Here is a 17,633-nt window from a genome sequence, read left to right on the forward strand (position 1 = left end):
ATGAGAACTAAATGGCTTAAACCACTTCTGGGAGCTGCCTTGGCCGCCGGCTGTGTGTGGATTCTGGACGCTGCAGGGGCCCCGTCCGCGAGTGCGGCCGACTTCCCTGCAAACCCTGTCGCGAAACCAGGATGGATTCTTACCGCTGACGACGAATTTAATGGTGCGGATTTGAATCAGCAACTCTGGTTTCCCTACTATCTGCCCCATTGGTCTACCCGGGAACTCACCAAGGCAAACTATGCGCTTCAAAACGGCAGCCTGGTTCTGAAAATCACGCCCGAAATGCAGCCGTGGGATCCGGTAAAGGATGCGGGAACCGTAATTTCAGGCATTCAAACCGGCGAAAAGGACTGGCTTCATCGCTGGACCAATTACAGCGCCGTCAACCATCATGAGGAGACCGTCCAGAACTTCCTGCAAAAATACGGGTATTTTGAAATTCGCGCCAAAGTGCAAAAAGGTTCCGGAATCCATTCGGCTTGGTGGATGATCGGTTTCCAGCAGGATCAGAACCAAGCCACCGGAGACAACACCATGAATGCGGAAATGGATATTTTTGAAATTCTCGGGAAGAACCCTTCTTCCGATCTGATCAATCTGCATCCGTGGAACGACTCCTCGCTGTCCTCCTCCAGCCATACTGTCGCCGCGGGCGCAGATCTGTCCCAGGATTTCCATGTATACGGATTTGAATGGGATGAAACGAACATGAAATTTTATGTGGACAATCAGCTGGTCAAAACGATGAACCAGAGCCCGAACTATCCGATGATGACGCTGCTTGGCTTATATGAGAAACGAAACGGCGGCTGGACGGGCGCTTTCGACCCGAACGTGCCGTACCCTAAGAAATTCGAAATCGATTATTTCCGGGCTTATCAAAAGTCGCCGGATAACCCGTTGTTTTCCGTCTATCGCGAAGGTGAGGATGCTTATTTATACGGGGCGGCAAAAGTGAACGGTTTGGCTTCGGCATCCAATCAGCGAGTCGCCGGATTCATCGGCGGGGGTGCGGGAAATACGGCTGAATTCAAGGATATTTACGCACCAGCGGCTGGACGGTATCCGATTCAAATCGGCTATGTCTCCGGAGAAAACCGTGACCTGTATGTTCAGGTCAATAACGACACGCCAATCCTGTTATCCGGACTGAACAGCGGCTCCTGGAGCAGCCGGGGGACCATTACAGCAGAGGTTGGCCTGAATAACGGACTAAACACGATTCGCTTCTTTAACGACACGGCCTATGCGCCGGATATCGACTTTTTCACAATTGGTGAAGTGAACAAAGCGCGAACTGCTGCCGTAACCGCTTCGTCGCAAAATAACAGCTATCCGGCAGCCAATCTTGCCGATGCGAATCTGCGCACTACGTATCAAAGCACAAATAATCCCGGCTTTCCGCAAAACTTGACGTTCAAATGGAGCACTTACCAAACCCTCAAGCAGGTGGCGCTCCGTTCGACTTATGGGCAAGGTCAGGGAATTACCAGCTTCGATATCCAGGTTTCCGATGACGGAGCGACCGGCTGGACGACCATTGCGTCTTCGGGTCCCTTGACCTGGAACTCCAATAATCATGCTGCCGAAACAAAGATCGTAAGCTTCCCTGAAGCGAGCGGGAAAAAAGGACTTCGCCTGATCGTTAAGCAGGCGAATTTGCAGTGGAGCCACTTCGCGGTCAATGAACTTGAGGTTTACTGACCCGCATCCCTGATATATCAAACAGCCGCCCCCAACGGGGGCGGCTGTTGCATACGTATTCCGCTTTGCTGGAATAGAGCAAAACAGGATGAAACTATTTAGCCGATGGTTGCTGATTGTACCATTTCACAAAATTGTTGATGACGGAATCCAGGAACAGCACGGTCGCCTCGTCCTTGATATTGCCGTTCTCATCCATTTTCTCATGCACGATTCCGACATATACTTCATTGCCTGGGAGCAGCGGCGAGTTGATGCCCGGGGAGAACAGAATATCGCGCAAATGCTGCTGGGCACGTACAGTACCCATGAGGCCCATGGAAGCACCCATGATGATGGAAGGCTTGCCAACCATCACGCGGTCGCCCCGGGACAACCAGTCGATAACGTTCTTAAGAACGCCGGGAATGGAATAGTTGTACTCCGGCGTTACCCATAGTACAGCGTCAGCTGCAGCAACCTTCTGGCGCAGCTCCTGCACGGAGGCGGGAGGATCGTTCTCGATATCCTGATCATAAAAGGGAACATCGCGGAGGTTCAAAATCTCAATATCCATTTGCTCCTTGTATTTGTTTTTCACGTATCCGGCAAGCTTTGCGTTGTAAGAGTCTTTGCGGATACTTCCCACGAGTGCGACTACCTTCATTTTGTCATTCCTCCAATAGATGTGTTCTTTAGTATGCTTGCAGGACAGAGCCGCTATACCTGACGCACGTTTTCACGCACTTTGCCAAGCAGCCTGATCAGCTCTGAGGTTTCCTCTTCCGTCAACCCGTTGTTTAACAGCTCCCGAGTTGTCTTGCTGATGGTGTTCACAACGTCTTTGAGCTCTTTGCCCTTGTCGGTCAGGTACACTTCAACAGAACGCCGGTCGTACGGGGATCCCTTCCTTCGTATGTATCCTTTGCCTTCGAGGCTTACGATCATTCGGGTGATGCTGGATTTATCCTTCCCCAGCTGCTCGGCAATGGTATTCTGCGATATCCCTTCCCCTTCCATCAGCAGAGCCAGAATCAGATGCTGTTCAGGGGCCAGTCGATAAGGAGCCAGCTGTCGTTTCAAATACTGCGTGATCTCCAAATCAACGTTATGAATCAGGACCCCGATGTTGTCGAATACTTTAGATCCCACCGTACCACCTCGTTAGTTGATATAACAACAGTTGACTGGTCAATTATCGCTTTCTATAACTGCTTTGTCAATTTCATTCCGAACCAGTCCGGCTCCTGCCCCTCGGTTGCCATGATAAAATGCTCCGTTTTAGAGGCTTCAGCCTTCTTACGGGCCTGCCCATGACGAAGCTTCGGAATTTTGAATGTGCTCACGCCATCACCGCCGTAAGCCACCCCGATGACTTCATACAAATCCTGATATTCTTCCACCTGAAGCTCCTGCCCATCGCAAAATACCCACCCGGACGGAGCCGATTCGCCGGCAAATCTGCGAATTTCTCCCACATACGGCTTGTTCATTACAGCATCCCTCAGTTCCGTATAAAAAATGATATAAAAACGCCGTTATTCCGTCTGAACCCATGATTCCGATTATACATGCCCCTTCTGAACAAATTCTGAACATGCAAAAATCCTCTCACACTAGGGTAAGAGGATGGATATATTTCGATTTGGATGAATCGGCTTGATGACCTTGAAATCGCTTGCTATTGATTAATCAATTACAAAAAGGCAAAATAGCTTATGTCTTACGCTTTGCTTGCCATCTCCTCGATTTGCGCCAGCCATGCAGCCCTTGTATCGTCATCAGATTCAGGTACGGATTCAAGGAAAAGATGGTACATGACCTCCAGCCCGCAGTATTCGAATATCCCTTTGTCCGAGGTCAGACGCAGTGCCTGATCCATGCCGCTTGCCGCATACTGGGCGTGCGATTTACCCTGCGTGTTGATAATGACTGTCTTTTTCCCTTTCAAGAGTCCCATCTGCACGCCATTCACGTATCGGTACGCAAAGCCGTAAGAGAATACCCGGTCGATATATCCTTTCATTATTGCAGGAAGTCCGGTCCACCAGATCGGATAAATAAAAGTGATGACGTCCGCCCACATCAAATGTTTCTGTTCCTGCTCCACATCCTCACCCACGCCCCCAAGCACTTCGCTGCTGCTTATGACGGGTTGGAATTTCATGGCGTACAGGTCGCGCACGATAACATCGTGTCCCTTTTGCTTCAGGCCTTGGACCGCTGTTTCCAGTATGGCGTGGTTGAAACTTTCTTTTCTCGGGTGGGCATAAATGATTAAATGGTTCATGGAATAGGCTCCTCTCAATTTGCGCTTCTTCATTTTTTTGTGAGTGATTGATCAATTACAATAGTGTAAAAAAAATATCTATCTCTTTACCAGCAAGCCTGGCATATCCAAGGCCATCGATATGTTGCACAGCATGCCCCTGGCCAGGAAATCTGATGTTTTCTCCTGTGCATCCGGCAGACCCGCCTGCTCAAAAGCTCTCTCCACCAGTTCTTTCACCTGACTCATACCAGCCTGCATGGCGTCACGGATCGGCGTATCCCGAATCGTTTGTGCCTGCATCTGAAGCAGAATCTCGCTTCGGTGAGACTCCATGATTTCCTCATAAGCCCGGATCAGCCCATGCTCCAACTGCTCGGATGCCGTTGTCTGAATAACCCGCTGAAACGCCTCCATGATACGCTGCCATGATACTTCGAGCGCTTCGACCAGCAAGGATTCCTTCGTAAAAAAACGGTAAACGTAGGGCTGCGAAATGGAAGCACGCTCCGCGACTTGAGCTGTGGTGGCACGGTAATAACCGATTTCAGCAAAAACCTCGATCGCCGCGGAGACGATATCTGTACGACGATTAGCGGATGCCGAGTTTCCTTTTGCCATATCTTGTTTCATCTCTTTCCAATATTGATTGATCAATCACTAACCTGCTCATAGTGTATTCCATATTTCCCCTTCGTGCAAGTCATTTTTTTAAAATCTCTTCTATTTCGAACGCGCCGCTTCGTGTTCTTTACACAAAAAAAGCCTGCCCCAGATAACTGAGGCAGGCTCTTTCACCGCTTCTATCGCTGCTTGCGTAAATTACATCATATATGGGAAGTACGTAATTGTCGGGTCAAAATCGTCGTTGTCGTACTCTTTGCCGCCCCAGGCGATGACAACGATCCGGTCGCGGTCCATATCCTCTTCCAGACGTTCAGCATCATTGTCGGAAATCCCCATGGATCTCATTTTCGCCCGAAGCTCATCCCCGCGGGAACGAAAGATGTTCGCGATCGCTGTTCCCATGCCCTCTTCGTCCATGCCGATTTGCTCGGTGCCGGTTTGGCTCGCAACGCGGTCCGTTCTGTCCTTGTCATGCGCAAGTACATAAATCCGGTCCGTGCTGTACCCCTCGGCAACGAATTTGTCCACCTGAGCCTGGACTTCGCCGGCAGTCCTCACGGTTTGAACTTGGGTCGTCGTTACATTGGTTTCCATGATGGTTCCTCCTTTTAGGTTAAAATCTGCAGCGTCTGCTACAACGTTAATAACCGCCAGAGAGGAAATTGAACCTTTGACCTGTTTTATGAAGACGTATGAGCGTTGATGGCTTGAATGATATTTGGCCAGTCGTCGGCATGCAGTTCATGACCAGCTCCCTCCAGCGTCAAAAGCCTTGAATTGGGTAGGACCTCTGCCAGATGCACCCCATGCTCGTAAGGAGTGATCGGATCCTCCGTCCCGTGAATGATCAGCGCAGGCACGAGGATCTCATGCGTCCTCGTCAGGTACGATTCGCCTCCCGATATGAGCGCATGATTCATCATGCTAGCCGGATCGATGGCCCTTCTATATTCGGTCTCCGCCAAATGACGAATAGCATGCTCATCAGATGGGTGCTTGGAGCCTTTGAGCACCTCCCACTTCCTGACCGTAAATTCCACGACCTCCGACTCATTCGTCCAGTCGACATTTCCAGCGTTTGCAAAAAAGCGGTCCACCTTCTCCTCAGACGGAGGGAGCTCCGGTGCAAAGTTGGATGATGCGATCAGCGTGATGCTCTTCACCCGTTCCGGATGCCGGAGAGCGATCATTTGCGTGAGCATCCCGCCCATGGACATGCCTGCGATATGTGCCTGGCCGATGCCGTAACCGTCCAGAACCCGAATCGCGTCATCCGTCAGGTCTTCGAACGTGTAATCGGGCTGACCCGGTGCATTCGTGATTGACCGGCCCGTGTCGCGATGATCATACCGAATGACATATCGCCCCGTCGCCGCCAATTGCCTGCAGAACTCATCCTCCCACCAAATCATCGATGCCGTCGCTCCCATCAGGAGCAGCACAGCCGGATGCTCCGGGTTTCCAAAGCCTTCCGTACAAATCTCAATATTATTCATGTGCAACATGCGTTCACTCATCGTTATTTCTCCTCCATATCCTAAAATGATCTTGCAAAAGGCAACAAAAAAACACAGGCTGGAATCGCCCATGTCTCGCAGTCATCGGATATGAAAAAAAGAACGGACAACAGTCCACAAGGATGACAAATCCGTAGGAAAATAAAAGCCAGTCTCTCCGCTTACGGATGGCTAATAACACGCTATACGGCTGCCATATGTCGATTCTTTTCCGATGACTGCGCCAAAAAGCGCAGACTCCAAGCATATAATGATACGCTTAAAGAGAAACCGGAAAAAAAATCAACATACGTAACCCTCCGTTCGTAATAAGTTGCTTTTATCCTAGCATAAACTTCCGCTGGTTTCAAACATTTTCCAGTGGACTTATCGATCAACAGTCTCCTCAGCCGATGAGTACTTCCACGTCCAGCCTGTGCAGTGCATCAATCCATTCCTGTGAGCAGCCGGGATCAGTTACGATCATGGAGATTTGCTCGATGGGTGCAATTTGCGCAAACGTCGTAACGCCGAATTTGGAATGATCCGCGACCAGAATGGACTCTTCGGTTCGCTGCATCATTTTGCGCGAGAGCAGTGCCTCTTCGAGGTTGTACTCTGTGATGCCGTCCGCAAGGGAGATGCCTCCCGCCGAGATGAATGCCTTATTAACCTTGAACTGGTCGAGCAGCTGATGAGCTATCACTCCCGCTGCAGCTTGAAAGTTCATGTTCATTTCGCCGCCTGCAAAAATCACCTTCCCGAGAAATCCGTCCAGCGCACACGCCAGAATCGGAAAAGAGCTCGTAATCACCGTGACGTCGGCCCGGTCCCTCAGCTCTCGCATGATTTCCAGCGTGGTCGTCCCGTTATCCAGCAGCACCGTTTCGCCTTCCCCAACCAAAGCGGCAGCGGCTTTGCCGATCGCCTGCTTTTCGTTTGAATGCATTTGGGATCGCTTGATGAAGGTGGGCTCGATCCACCCGGAACGGGTCTGAACCGCTCCCCCGTACACTTTTCGCAGCCTTCCTTCCTTTTCCAGCCGGTCCAGATCGCGCCGGATCGTCTCCGTAGACACATGGAACAAGCCGGCCAGATCATGCACCTGCACTTTTCCCTCTGTGTTTAACCGGTCTAGAATGGTTTGCCGCCGCTCCTCATAGGTTAGGGACATAAGAACATATTCCTCCTTACTTTACCGTTCACGCTTGTATGGATGTGTTTTGTTGTTGTTTCTATTCAGTGTATAAGCTGTTTGTAACCCTTGTCAAACTGCAGGAAGCGAACATCGTTCATTTCTTTTTATATCGTAAATCCCCAGCTTTGATTCACTATTCGATTCATTGTAAAAAAGATTGACAATGTTAAACACAGAGCATACAATCAACACGAAAACAACATAAATTAACACAAATCCACAACATAACCATAACTGAGGAGTCAGGGGGAAACAAGATGAGCCGTCAATTATCTTTTCGGCAGGACGGAACTTTTACCATCGTACAATTCACGGATCTTCACTGGAAAAATGGAGAGCCCGAGGATCACCGGACGCGCGCGCTGATGGAGCTCGTGCTGGACGCGGAGAAACCGGATATGGTCGTTTTCACGGGGGATGTGATCTACACCGGTCACGTATCGCCGGGCTACACCGACTGCGAGAACCCGGAGCAGGCTTTCCGCGATGCGGTGGCAGCGACCGAGGAACGCGGAATTCCTTGGGCCGTCGTCTTCGGCAATCATGATACAGAGAACCATATCACCCGCGAAGAGCTGATGGAAGTCGCCATGTCGCACCCGCATACGGTGGCGGAGGCTGGACCTCAAGAAATCACGGGTGTAGGCAACTATTCCGTCGAACTGGTCGATGCGGAAGGGAAACCGGCGGCCAATCTGTATTTTCTTGATTCCGGCAATCTCTCGCCGCTCGAGCATGTCCCCTACTACAACTGGGTAAGACGCGACCAGATGGAATGGCTCGCGAACGAATCCGTGCGGCTGAATCCAGCAGACCAGGCCAGCAAGCTGCCTGCGCTCGCCTTCTTCCATATCCCCGTGCCCGAATACCAGGAAGTCTGGGACAGAGAAACCTGTTACGGCAACAAGTACGAGCCTGTCTGCTCGGCCCCCGTCAACTCGGGACTGTTCACGGCGCTGCTTGAGATGGGCGATGTGATCGGCACCTTCTGCGGACATGACCACGTCAACGATTACTGCGGCAGCCTGCACGGCATCCGCCTCTGCTATGGGCGGGCAACCGGCTACAACACCTATGGCAGGGAAGGCTTCAAACGCGGCGCGCGCGTCATTCGCCTGACGGCCGGAGAAGCGGAATTCACCACCTGGCTCCGGCTTGAGGACGGCTCGGCCGTGACGGAGCAGCCTGTCCATCATCCCGGAGACGATGAAAACTAACAGCTAAGGAGCCCCTCATTCATGCTTTTACCTATACTACTCGTACTAGCTTCCGGTATGGCCCATGCGGTCTGGAGCATGTTTACCAAGCGGAGTCTGAACAAAGGTGTGTTTCTCTGGTCGATCATGATGATCCCTTCCGTCATTCTTCTCCCGGTATTGATTGCCGAGCTGTGGAAGCATCCCCTGACCGCCGGAGCTTACGGCCTGCTCCTGTTATCGGTAGCGCTTCAGGCCCTGTACTCCTGGCTGCTCTCCAAAACCTATGAGCTGGGCGATTTATCGCAGATTTATCCGATCATGCGGGGAACCAGTACGCTGCTGGTTCCGATCATCGGCGTCCTTTTTCTCAACGAAACGCTCTCCGCCTTCGGTTGGATTGGCATCGTGCTGATGCTGGGCGGCTTCTTCCTGCTCAGCGGAATCGGCACGCGCCGGAAGCAAGCGCAGGCTGCGCAGCCGCACAGCCTCAAACCATTCGCTTTAGCGCTCTGCGTAGGCCTGTGCACCACCAGCTACGTGTTTGTGGACAAACTCAATTTGGGGCAGGTTTCCCCTGTCGCTCTCCTTGAAGTGACCAACATCGGCTTTGTCCTGGGATTGACGCCGCTCGTGCTGAAATCCCGGCAGCTGAAACAGGAATGGCGCAAGAACCGATCGACGATCTTCCTGGGAGCGGTTCTGAATCCCGGTTCTTACCTGCTCTTCCTCTTCGCGATGCAGCAGGCGCCGATGGCTCATATCAGTCCGCTGCGGGAAATCGGCACCGTCTTCGCCACCTTCCTGGGCGTGCTCATTCTGAAGGAGCAGCAGGGCTTGAAGCGGATCACCACCTCCATCGTGGTATTCTGCGGGATCCTGCTGATCGGGATGTGGGGATGAACCTACAAGAAAGTCCATCTCGGGATGGGCTTTTTTTGCATGAGCATTATGAATGAACTGAGCAAATCCAAATCGCAATTCTCGCCATCCTCGCCATCCTGGCTTCCAGGTTACGGATAGAGCTGCATTCTTTTCGTATTTCCCCCTGCTACTAAAGTCGGGTACATGGGTAAAAGGAATGATGGAAGACCCTGGAATCATTTTATACAATACTTGTATCCCATCCGAAGGAGGATCATCTTGAGTTTGAATAAACAAAACCGTGAACAATTGGAATCTCTGATCCAAGAGCATGAGCTGGGTCACGCTTTACCGTATTTGCTGGATACGACGAAACAAGGCATCCGGTGCGCCAAAGTCGGGCCGGAGCGTTATGATACATCCTGCACCTCCCGAATCGGAGGCGATCCGGATCTTCCTCCAGGTGCCGAATGGCCGCTGACGGCGAGCGGTGTCCCGATGACGTTCTTGGTTCAACTGAATTTGCGTGACGTGTCGCTCCATGACGAGTCGTCGCTGCTGCCCAAAGGCGGCATGCTCTACTTCTTCGTCGGCATCGATGAGCCAGCGTACAATATCGAGCACCGCGTCCTATTCATGCCTGCCGATCAGCTGGCTTCTGCAGTGCGCCGCGTGTCCCCGGAAGTAACCGCGCTGGAGGGCTCCTTTTCTGCTTATCGCTTAGAGCCCCGTGCCTCTCTTGAGCCTCCGAATTATGCTTATGTGGACTATGATCAGGTGGAGACGGAGTCGGTGGATTATGAGCAGTACGAGGATTTCCTTCTTTCGCTTCAAGATTCGTCGTACGAAGACGTGGCGCTGCTGTTCGGCTATCCCACCGGCCAGCATGATGACACTGAATATGAAGCCGCTTTGATGATGCTGACCGGACAAAAGTATGAATACAACCCGTCCAGGGCGCTGGAACAGCTTGCTGCCCATTTTGCAGGGAATGAAGAAAAAGCCCGGCAGGAAGTCCAGGATACCTTGCTGCTGCTGGAGATTGACTCGGATGACGATGTCGGATTCTGCTGGTGGGACGCCGGCGTGCTGCAATTTTTTATCCGTAAAGAAGATCTGCAGGCCGGTCGCTTTGACCGGACCTATTGCTCGCTGTACTCCAGCTAAGGCCCGCGGCTGTATGCTGCTAAGACAACAGTTTGTAGGAAGAATGAAGGAGAGGGAAGTTAAAGATGGATGAACAGCTGGAGCAGGACAAAGACTTCGGGTTTGCACGCGTGTACGCGGTTGAACTGAAATACAGGCAAAAGCCGGTCCTGGACCGGAAGGTGCTGTACGAGAAAATGGAGCAATATACCGGCAAGCTGGCACCGAAGGACGCGCAGACGGACAAGGAGCCGGGGCTTGCCGTTTGGGAGGCGGATCGTCAGGAAGATGCCGACGATTCGGAGTTGCTGCACTTCTTTCACTTGAATTACATGGTTACCTATGCCGAAGGGGAAATGCCCGCCCAAACCAGCATCATGGATTGCGAACACCGTCCGGCTTCCGATTATGCGGCGGCGGTTCAGCAGTCCTGGCATTGGCAGGATGCCGGCAAAACGCTGGAGGAATGCAGCCATTCACTGCTCCTGATCGACATGATGGCATCGGGGCTCGAACCCCGCGAGAGACTCGAACTATTCACCGGTGCGCTCAGGGCGGTACTGGAGACGGCTCCGTGTGACGTGCTCTACTTCAGGGAAAGCGATAAGCTCGTGGAACCACGGGAATACCTCGAGGCAATTGAGGGCGGTTCCTACTTATATGGCGCGATGAACATCCGCTTTTATAACGTGGAGGGTACCGGCAGCGGACGAGCCGAGGGCTTAATGGATTCGATCGGCCTAGCCGCGCTCGGTATCCCGGACGTTCAATGCCATTTTTACGACCTCGATCCGGGTGAACTGGCAGCGAATATGACGAACATCGGATATTATCTGTTCAACCAGGGAGATGTCATTGCCGATGGCGAAACGATCGGGTTCACCGAAGACATGCGCTGGCGCTGCGAGCACCAATACGCCTTGGCATCGCCCAACCGCGTCGTGATCGACATCAATCCCGGCGAGGACCACTATGCAGGCCGGCAGAACGCCACGGGCTGACGTTTTGATAAACCGATTCATTAATGCGATGTCCGGAACATCCGCAAATTCGCATGCTCCAAACGAAAAAGCACCGACCCGGCGGGATCAGTGCTTTTTCGTTTTGCCAGACTCGTTGCTTCCGGGATCGAACGTAATCAGATAGGTTTTGTCTCACCCTGTTTCATTCGTTGATTGCTCTCCAGCTGCGACTGGACCCCTGCCCGATCGATCTGTATCCAATACTCCGCGATTTTCCCAGCTTCGATGCGGTAGACCGCGCTGGCAATTTCAATTAAGGGAAGGCCCGTAGGGGCGAAGCCGCCGACTTCCCCCACATGACTGCCGACCTGCTTCCAGCGGATGAACACCTTATCTTCCTGCGCAATGCATTCCTGCACTTCTAAAGAAAACTGGCCGTAAGCTTCCACCATTTCTCTGACATGATCCGCATATTGCTGTGGCGTGCGAATAACGGTCTCTTCTGCTTCGGATACCATTTGATGAGCGTGCACCTCATCGGCCATCCAAAGACCCGCATGCTCCGGATCCCTTCCCGAACGTACCTCTTCGAAAAATGTTCTGACGATTTGTTCTGCTGTCATGCTCATTCCTCCAGAATGGTTTATGGATACCGTTTCCATGATTTTCAGCCGAATCAAAAACATAAATCATGAGCAAGTTTGACCGTATCTCCATTGGAAAACGTAATCCCGCATGCAAACGTGGCAACCGCTCCAAACTCAGCCCCCATTCAGGCATCTTCTAAAAAGGGCTTGATTACTTCCCGGGGAGCTGCATCCTTTTTATTCAACATGTTACTTCGTCATTTCTGCCTCAATCAAGCAGCGATAAGACCATCCCCACCGAATGCTCCGTGAATGAACGTTCTGGCCGGGACTTCAGCAGCACGGTCAGTCCAATCAGTTGAACGACCAGTGTCTGTGCCAGAGCTTTAGAGTCGAGACTGCTCTGAAGCTCCCCTGATTTTATCCCCTTACGAATGACCTCTTGAAAAATAACGGCAAGATACATTTCATGTTCACGGGTGAGAATTTCAAATTTCTCATCATGCGGGGCGAGCTCGACCATCGTATTGATACAGAAACACCCCTTACTTGGTTTTTCCCGGTATCCGTCCTCCACCAAATCCTCGAAGAAAGTATGGATGGCTGCTTTGACCGATGGATTCGCATGGAGCTTCGTCCGAATGCGGGCCGCATGCTGATTCAGGTATTTACGCAGCGCCGTTTCGAAAAGCTCTTCTTTATCGCCGAAAGCCGCATATAAGCTGGGTCGCTGTATACCCATGGCAGCCGTTAAATCGCTGATGGAAGTTGCGGCATACCCTTTTTCCCAAAAGAGTTCCATCGCTTCACCGAGCGCCTGTTCCTTATCGAATTCCCGTTGTCGTACCATCGGGTCCATCTCCTCCCCTTTTGTCCTAGTGTCTATCCTTCTGTACGTTTCATATTCCAATGTTTTCGACCCTGAGGGTTAGCCAAATCATCTATATTTCATACCAATCGGTATATTTATTCTAGTCCTCTCTTTATGTATTGTCAATGAGTTGGTGATCATCTTCTATTAGCTTCACACCTCACTATTTTCTCCGTTTTAATACAATTCGGCACGAATATTTCCTTGTGTCATCAAAAATGAGTTGACATTGCCATTCACTCTAAATTATATTTGCAGTGCATCATTTTGTACCAATCGGTATAAATTGAATCCAAGGAGAGATCCCTTCATGAACAATCGTTCTTCCCTATCCCGCTACACGTTGGTTCTGTTCGCTTTGGCCTCCGGCGTCGCGGTCGCCAATGTCTACTGCGCGCAGCCGCTGCTGGACCAAATCTCAAATGAGTTTAGAATCTCCCCCTCCGCCGTAGGCGTGGTGATTACGATTACTCAATTGTGCTACGCGGCGGGGCTGCTGTTCCTCGTTCCACTCGGTGATCTGATCCGTCCTAAGAAGCTTATTATCTGTCAGATGCTGCTATATGTGTTGGCTCTGATCGGTATTGGCTTGTCTCCCACGGTCACGGTGCTTTTTGGGGGTTTGGCCGTCGTCGGATTGCTTGCACCGGTAACGCAGACTCTTGTCGCTTACGCGTCGACATTGGCTGCCCCAGCCGAGCGCGGACGCGTCGTCGGTTTCGTTCAAAGCGGAATCGTCCTCGGTATCCTGTTGGCGAGAACCTTCGCGGGTCTGCTCACCGATATAGGCGGTTGGCGCTCGGTTTATCTCACCTCTGCAGCACTTATGCTTCTTTTGGTCGGCTTATTGTACCGGGCGCTACCGAACCTTGAACATCAACACGTGCCTCTATCTTATCCCAAGCTGCTTGGCTCGACCCTCCTACTGTTCGTGCAAGAACGCACGCTGCTTGTCCGCGGCGGGCTCGCGGCATTCATTTTTGCGGCTTTCAGCATGTTATGGAGCTCCTTGGTTCTGCCGCTAAGCACGGCACCGTATTCCCTTTCCCATACGGCGATCGGGGCGTTTGGCCTGGCTGGCGCAGCCGGGGCATTAGCCGCTGTCAAAGCCGGGCAGCTTGCCGACCGGGGATGGGGGCAGCTTACAACGGGCATCGCCCTATTGAGCTTGACCGTATCATGGTTGTTTATCCACTTAACGGAGCGCTCCCTGCTCGCCTTAATTGTCGGGATTATCCTGCTTGATCTGGCCGTGCAAGCCGTTCACGTCACCAATCAGGCCATGATCATGTCAGTCCGTCCTGAAGCCAGAAGCAGACTGACAGCTGCCTACATGATGTTCTACTCCATCGGCAGCGCGACAGGCGCCATCCTCGCCACAAATGCATATGCCGTGTTCGGCTGGATAGGCGTCTGCGTCCTGGGAGCCGCGGTCAGCGCGCTCGCCCTCGTGTTCTGGGAATTTACGCGGCGTTTTACGCAGCAGGTTGCTGTTGGAATGAACAGGCAGGATTAAGCTAGCTTTGGCAGTTCATGCCATCAATAAAATCATCATCTGATATCTCCTTATGCCTTTCTGCTTTCGTTCCATTCATGTTGAATTCGTTGTTACGCAGGTGATTGATATCTCTCATTGGCGGGCGTCCAAATAAGCGGGCGTATTCTCGGTTGAACTGGGATGGGCTTTCGTAACCGACATGAAATCCTGCTGTCGCAGCATCCAAGCCTTCTGTGAGCATCAGTCGGCGCGCACTTTGCAATCGAATGATTTTTTGATACTGAAGCGGGCTCATTCCTGTTACTCTCTTGAAATGCTTGTGCATGGTTGCCGGATTCAGGCTTACTTTTTTGGCCAGCTCTTCAATGACTAATTGTTTAGAATAATCACGGTTGATGACATGTATCGCCTTTGAAATCCCCTGCGCAAAGCTTCCGATCACGGCAAACTGCCGAATGGACGCTCCCTGCCCTCCCTCCAGCACACGATAAAAGATCTCGCGGATGTAGAGTGGTGCAAGGATCTCAATATCCGTAGGCGAATCTAAAAGATTGACGAGGCGAAGAATCGCATCTAACAAAGAGGGGGTGGACGGACTGAGCAAAAAGCCCCTTCCTGTTTCTCCCCCTTCCAGTGAACTGGATTTCCTGCTTATATCAACAAGGACATCAGGGCCAAGTGTTAATTGTAAACTTAAGTACGGGATCTGCGGCGATGCATGCGTAATTTTGCCAATCACGGGCAGATGAACGGATGTAACCATGTAACTCGCCGAATCGCACACGAGGCTTTCCCCGGCAAATGTGGCTGTCTTGGAGCCTTGGGCAATGATGTAAAGCGAGGGCATGTTAAGGGTATGAGTCGGTTCCGATTCTGCAGATGCGCGCCTGAAACAAAGCTCCGGAATCATGGTTTGGTGCAAACCGTCCCTTGGCGCATGACTTGCAATTCGTTCAGCTATCTCGTTTATGAGGTGATCCAATTCTAAACACCAGTCCTTTTTCATTTCATAGGATAAGAATAGTGTAACTCAACCCGGACAGAAATAGGCAAGAAACGCTTATGAATCGTCTACCTGGCTTCATTTGATATTCCTTATAATTCAAGGCGAAAGAAAATATTCAAATGAAAGAAGGATTCGACTATGGGATTCATCCAGCATGCAAACTTGTCGGAAATCAAGGATAAAGTTGTTGTCATAACCGGTGCAAGCAGTGGAATTGGTGAAGCAACTGCGCTTTTATTGGCGGAACGCGGGGCAAAAGTCGTACTTGGGGCACGCCGACCTGATCGCCTAGAAGCGTTAGCAGCCCGCATCGCAGAGGCTGGGGGCGAAGTCGTGTATGCCAGCATGGACGTCAGAAGGCGGGACGACGTGACCAAACTCATCCAATTGGCATGTGAGCGGTTCGGCGCTATGGATGTTCTAGTGAGCAATGCCGGCGTGATGCCGGTTTCCCCCCTTGACGATTTGCGCGTAGAGGATTGGGAGAACATGATCGACGTCAACATGAAGGGCGTATTGTACGGCATCGCCTCGGCATTGCCTGTCTTTCGCAAGCAAGGTTCCGGACATTTCGTCAATATAGCTTCTACAGCGGGACATAAAACGGTACCGAGCCAGTCCGTTTATTCTGCCACGAAGTTCGCCGTCCGCGCCATCTCCGAGGGTTTGCGGCAGGAAGCCGGTGATAAGGTGCGTGTAACGATCATCTCACCCGGATTTGTTCGGACGAATTTCGCTGAGGGTGTGACGAATCGGGAGGTGAAGGCCCAGCTCGAAGAATCTCGCGACAAATTCGCGTTGCCGCCGGAGACCATTGCCCGTGCCATAGTATACGCGATCGAGCAGCCAGCCAACGTTGATGTGAACGAAATCGTGATTCGTTCCACATCTCAGGCTTAAGGTAACGGAGAATGATGTAACAAAAATTTGTAATAACAGTCCCGGGTGAGTGAAGCTGCTTACATCGGGACCTTTTTCTGTTTAAGCTCCATGAAAACCCCGTATTGTCGCCTATAAAATGCTATGCGATTTCGTCCAGCGCGGCTAAATGACGGTTCGACTTTTCGAGCAACACCGTGAACGATTCCGCGACATAATGCAGAAAATCCGGATCGTGAACGTAGGCGATAATCTGCCCGTAAGTGCCAAGATCTGCAGGATCGAGGTCAAGCATCAAATACATGGAGCCACCGGCCATCGTCGCAAAGGGAAACCAGCGCGTATGGAACAGATAAGGCTTGATTTGCGGATCAAGCTCCTTGATCTCCTCCGCGGAGCTGTATTCCTCAAGCCATTCGTCTCTTTCGCAAAAGAACGTTTTCGTCTCGCTCATTTCCTCCAGCGACATCAAATACATCGGCGTTCCGTCTTCCCAGGGGTACAGCATGTGGAAAGCGTAGCCGCTGCCGTTCTTTTTCCGGTAAAAAGCTCGAAAATCCTCCGGCAGCAAAATGCCGTGTGCCTGCTCGAACGCTGCCAAGCTCTCCTCCGTCGCCCCCGCCCGTTCGGCATACTCCAGGTACAAGCGGCGGATTTCCTCTTCCATTGCTTTGCGGTGCAGCAGATCGTCAAGAACCGTCATCAGCGGGCTGAGGCGCTCGTTGACATATTCCCTGTACCCCCAAAAAGCCTCCTCTTCACTGCCCCGGTCCAGCAACACCATAACGGCGTACGAGATCATGTCCAGCCAGCGCTCCATCTGCGCTGTCTGTTCATCGGATAGCAGCCGGTTTCTTTGCAGCATCCCCTGGGGTTCTACAGCCCAGGCCCGGGCCAACTGGCAGATGCTAAACAGGCAGGAGATCACCCGGCGATCGAGCGTATCCTGCCCCAGTTCGCCTGCCAACGCGCGAATCAATGTCATCAATTCATGAAAATTGCTTTCCTTCAGCTCGCCTTGAAACGGTCTCAAGCTGCCCAGGAACCCCCGCTCCATCTTGGGATGGTGCACATCGTCGTCCTGAAATGCGTGATATCGCAATAATTCGATGGCCTGTTTGGTATTCATAGACTGCCTCCATCTTTTTACTTAATAATAGGCTCTTGTGCGAGCATAGTCATGCAGTAATTATGCATGCTATTCCGATTCCACCTCCCATGATGCGTTGAGAAGAAGTTCGCATCTGGGCTTTCTATTCGTTGCTTATATTATATATTACCAGATTCATAAACCTTCACTAATGGATGTAGAGTTGTATTTTCCTTGGGCCGCGAAAAAAGGGTTGCC

The 17,633-nt window shown here is 51.6% G+C and carries 19 protein-coding genes; 7 read left to right on the plus strand and 12 right to left on the minus strand.

Annotated elements, in window-relative coordinates; all coding sequences use genetic code 11:
- On the plus strand, positions 1-1,707 hold the full coding sequence (locus tag ACTHPM_RS25135) for a family 16 glycosylhydrolase (RefSeq protein ID WP_440397915.1): 1,707 nt from the start codon (positions 1-3) through the stop codon (positions 1,705-1,707).
- A gap of 94 nt (positions 1,708-1,801) precedes the next feature.
- Here the strand turns inward: ACTHPM_RS25135 and ACTHPM_RS25140 are convergent, their stop codons facing one another.
- The 8 genes from ACTHPM_RS25140 to ACTHPM_RS25175 form a co-directional block, all read right to left on the minus strand.
- Positions 1,802-2,353 carry an NADPH-dependent FMN reductase gene (locus ACTHPM_RS25140; RefSeq protein WP_440397916.1) on the minus strand — a complete coding sequence of 184 codons (552 nt, stop codon included), beginning with the start codon at positions 2,351-2,353 and terminating at the stop codon, positions 1,802-1,804.
- A 53-nt stretch (positions 2,354-2,406) separates the two neighbouring features.
- Positions 2,407-2,838 carry a MarR family winged helix-turn-helix transcriptional regulator gene (locus ACTHPM_RS25145; protein WP_440397917.1) on the minus strand — a complete coding sequence of 144 codons (432 nt, stop codon included), beginning with the start codon at positions 2,836-2,838 and terminating at the stop codon, positions 2,407-2,409.
- 53 nt (positions 2,839-2,891) lie between these two features.
- On the minus strand, positions 2,892-3,179 hold the full coding sequence (locus ACTHPM_RS25150; RefSeq protein ID WP_440397918.1) for a phage tail protein: 288 nt from the start codon (positions 3,177-3,179) through the stop codon (positions 2,892-2,894).
- A 230-nt stretch (positions 3,180-3,409) separates the two neighbouring features.
- The gene (locus ACTHPM_RS25155) at positions 3,410-3,976 is read right to left on the minus strand and encodes an NAD(P)H-dependent oxidoreductase (RefSeq protein ID WP_440397919.1); all 567 of its coding nucleotides are present in this window, start codon (positions 3,974-3,976) and stop codon (positions 3,410-3,412) included.
- Between the two features lie 78 nt (positions 3,977-4,054).
- Entirely contained in the window at positions 4,055-4,576 is a 522-nt protein-coding gene (locus ACTHPM_RS25160) for a TetR/AcrR family transcriptional regulator (RefSeq protein WP_440397920.1), read from the minus strand.
- Positions 4,577-4,777: 201 nt separating this feature from the next.
- Positions 4,778-5,176 carry a general stress protein gene (locus ACTHPM_RS25165; RefSeq protein ID WP_440397921.1) on the minus strand — a complete coding sequence of 133 codons (399 nt, stop codon included), beginning with the start codon at positions 5,174-5,176 and terminating at the stop codon, positions 4,778-4,780.
- Between the two features lie 86 nt (positions 5,177-5,262).
- Positions 5,263-6,099 (minus strand): alpha/beta fold hydrolase, encoded by an 837-nt coding sequence (locus ACTHPM_RS25170; RefSeq protein ID WP_440397922.1) that lies wholly within the window; start codon positions 6,097-6,099, stop codon positions 5,263-5,265.
- A 385-nt stretch (positions 6,100-6,484) separates the two neighbouring features.
- Entirely contained in the window at positions 6,485-7,252 is a 768-nt protein-coding gene (locus tag ACTHPM_RS25175) for a DeoR/GlpR family DNA-binding transcription regulator (protein ID WP_440397923.1), read from the minus strand.
- Between the two features lie 281 nt (positions 7,253-7,533).
- On the opposite strand from ACTHPM_RS25175, the gene ACTHPM_RS25180 reads away from it, so the two are divergent.
- The 4 genes from ACTHPM_RS25180 to ACTHPM_RS25195 all read left to right on the plus strand — a co-directional run bounded on the left by ACTHPM_RS25180 (position 7,534) and on the right by ACTHPM_RS25195 (position 11,483).
- The gene (locus ACTHPM_RS25180; RefSeq protein ID WP_440397924.1) at positions 7,534-8,493 is read left to right on the plus strand and encodes a metallophosphoesterase family protein; all 960 of its coding nucleotides are present in this window, start codon (positions 7,534-7,536) and stop codon (positions 8,491-8,493) included.
- A 21-nt stretch (positions 8,494-8,514) separates the two neighbouring features.
- On the plus strand, positions 8,515-9,375 hold the full coding sequence (locus ACTHPM_RS25185) for a GRP family sugar transporter (protein WP_440397925.1): 861 nt from the start codon (positions 8,515-8,517) through the stop codon (positions 9,373-9,375).
- A gap of 240 nt (positions 9,376-9,615) precedes the next feature.
- Positions 9,616-10,503 (plus strand): YwqG family protein, encoded by an 888-nt coding sequence (locus ACTHPM_RS25190; protein ID WP_440397926.1) that lies wholly within the window; start codon positions 9,616-9,618, stop codon positions 10,501-10,503.
- A gap of 65 nt (positions 10,504-10,568) precedes the next feature.
- The gene (locus ACTHPM_RS25195; protein ID WP_440397927.1) at positions 10,569-11,483 is read left to right on the plus strand and encodes a DUF4261 domain-containing protein; all 915 of its coding nucleotides are present in this window, start codon (positions 10,569-10,571) and stop codon (positions 11,481-11,483) included.
- Between the two features lie 137 nt (positions 11,484-11,620).
- On the opposite strand, the gene ACTHPM_RS25200 is transcribed toward ACTHPM_RS25195, so the two are convergent.
- Together ACTHPM_RS25200 and ACTHPM_RS25205 are read right to left on the minus strand one after the other, a co-directional pair.
- A complete protein-coding gene (locus ACTHPM_RS25200; protein WP_440397928.1) occupies positions 11,621-12,067 on the minus strand; it encodes an ester cyclase in 447 nt (148 codons plus the stop codon).
- A gap of 232 nt (positions 12,068-12,299) precedes the next feature.
- Positions 12,300-12,881 carry a TetR/AcrR family transcriptional regulator gene (locus tag ACTHPM_RS25205; protein ID WP_440397929.1) on the minus strand — a complete coding sequence of 194 codons (582 nt, stop codon included), beginning with the start codon at positions 12,879-12,881 and terminating at the stop codon, positions 12,300-12,302.
- 331 nt (positions 12,882-13,212) lie between these two features.
- On the opposite strand from ACTHPM_RS25205, the gene ACTHPM_RS25210 reads away from it, so the two are divergent.
- Positions 13,213-14,418 carry an MFS transporter gene (locus tag ACTHPM_RS25210; RefSeq protein ID WP_440397930.1) on the plus strand — a complete coding sequence of 402 codons (1,206 nt, stop codon included), beginning with the start codon at positions 13,213-13,215 and terminating at the stop codon, positions 14,416-14,418.
- 1 nt (position 14,419) lies between these two features.
- Here ACTHPM_RS25210 and ACTHPM_RS25215 read toward each other — a convergent pair whose 3' ends face one another.
- Positions 14,420-15,406 carry an AraC family transcriptional regulator N-terminal domain-containing protein gene (locus ACTHPM_RS25215; protein ID WP_440397931.1) on the minus strand — a complete coding sequence of 329 codons (987 nt, stop codon included), beginning with the start codon at positions 15,404-15,406 and terminating at the stop codon, positions 14,420-14,422.
- Positions 15,407-15,544: 138 nt separating this feature from the next.
- Here ACTHPM_RS25215 and ACTHPM_RS25220 point away from each other — a divergent pair, with 138 nt between their 5' ends.
- Positions 15,545-16,306, plus strand: a complete 762-nt coding sequence (locus ACTHPM_RS25220; RefSeq protein ID WP_440397932.1) for an SDR family oxidoreductase — start codon at positions 15,545-15,547, stop codon at positions 16,304-16,306.
- A gap of 121 nt (positions 16,307-16,427) precedes the next feature.
- Here ACTHPM_RS25220 and ACTHPM_RS25225 read toward each other — a convergent pair whose 3' ends face one another.
- Positions 16,428-17,414, minus strand: a complete 987-nt coding sequence (locus tag ACTHPM_RS25225; protein ID WP_440397933.1) for an SMI1/KNR4 family protein — start codon at positions 17,412-17,414, stop codon at positions 16,428-16,430.
- Positions 17,415-17,633: the final 219 nt, after the last annotated feature.

The sequence above is a fragment of the Paenibacillus sp. SAFN-054 genome, assembly GCF_051966755.1.
GTDB lineage: Bacteria > Bacillota > Bacilli > Paenibacillales > Paenibacillaceae > Paenibacillus_AQ.

Bases quoted from the DNA above. Each gene is read 5' to 3' on its own strand.
- ACTHPM_RS25195 (WP_440397927.1), top strand. From the start codon at position 10,569: ATGGATGAACAGCTGGAGCAGGACAAAGACTTCGGGTTTGCACGCGTG.
- ACTHPM_RS25165 (WP_440397921.1), bottom strand. From the start codon at position 5,176: ATGGAAACCAATGTAACGACGACCCAAGTTCAAACCGTGAGGACTGCC.
- ACTHPM_RS25210 (WP_440397930.1), top strand. From the start codon at position 13,213: ATGAACAATCGTTCTTCCCTATCCCGCTACACGTTGGTTCTGTTCGCT.
- ACTHPM_RS25200 (WP_440397928.1), bottom strand. From the start codon at position 12,067: ATGACAGCAGAACAAATCGTCAGAACATTTTTCGAAGAGGTACGTTCG.
- ACTHPM_RS25155 (WP_440397919.1), bottom strand. From the start codon at position 3,976: ATGAACCATTTAATCATTTATGCCCACCCGAGAAAAGAAAGTTTCAAC.
- ACTHPM_RS25140 (WP_440397916.1), bottom strand. From the start codon at position 2,353: ATGAAGGTAGTCGCACTCGTGGGAAGTATCCGCAAAGACTCTTACAAC.
- ACTHPM_RS25180 (WP_440397924.1), top strand. From the start codon at position 7,534: ATGAGCCGTCAATTATCTTTTCGGCAGGACGGAACTTTTACCATCGTA.
- ACTHPM_RS25225 (WP_440397933.1), bottom strand. From the start codon at position 17,414: ATGAATACCAAACAGGCCATCGAATTATTGCGATATCACGCATTTCAG.
- ACTHPM_RS25215 (WP_440397931.1), bottom strand. From the start codon at position 15,406: ATGAAAAAGGACTGGTGTTTAGAATTGGATCACCTCATAAACGAGATA.
- ACTHPM_RS25135 (WP_440397915.1), top strand. From the start codon at position 1: ATGAGAACTAAATGGCTTAAACCACTTCTGGGAGCTGCCTTGGCCGCC.
- ACTHPM_RS25160 (WP_440397920.1), bottom strand. From the start codon at position 4,576: ATGGCAAAAGGAAACTCGGCATCCGCTAATCGTCGTACAGATATCGTC.
- ACTHPM_RS25150 (WP_440397918.1), bottom strand. From the start codon at position 3,179: ATGAACAAGCCGTATGTGGGAGAAATTCGCAGATTTGCCGGCGAATCG.
- ACTHPM_RS25205 (WP_440397929.1), bottom strand. From the start codon at position 12,881: ATGGTACGACAACGGGAATTCGATAAGGAACAGGCGCTCGGTGAAGCG.
- ACTHPM_RS25175 (WP_440397923.1), bottom strand. From the start codon at position 7,252: ATGTCCCTAACCTATGAGGAGCGGCGGCAAACCATTCTAGACCGGTTA.
- ACTHPM_RS25220 (WP_440397932.1), top strand. From the start codon at position 15,545: ATGGGATTCATCCAGCATGCAAACTTGTCGGAAATCAAGGATAAAGTT.
- ACTHPM_RS25185 (WP_440397925.1), top strand. From the start codon at position 8,515: ATGCTTTTACCTATACTACTCGTACTAGCTTCCGGTATGGCCCATGCG.
- ACTHPM_RS25170 (WP_440397922.1), bottom strand. From the start codon at position 6,099: ATGAGTGAACGCATGTTGCACATGAATAATATTGAGATTTGTACGGAA.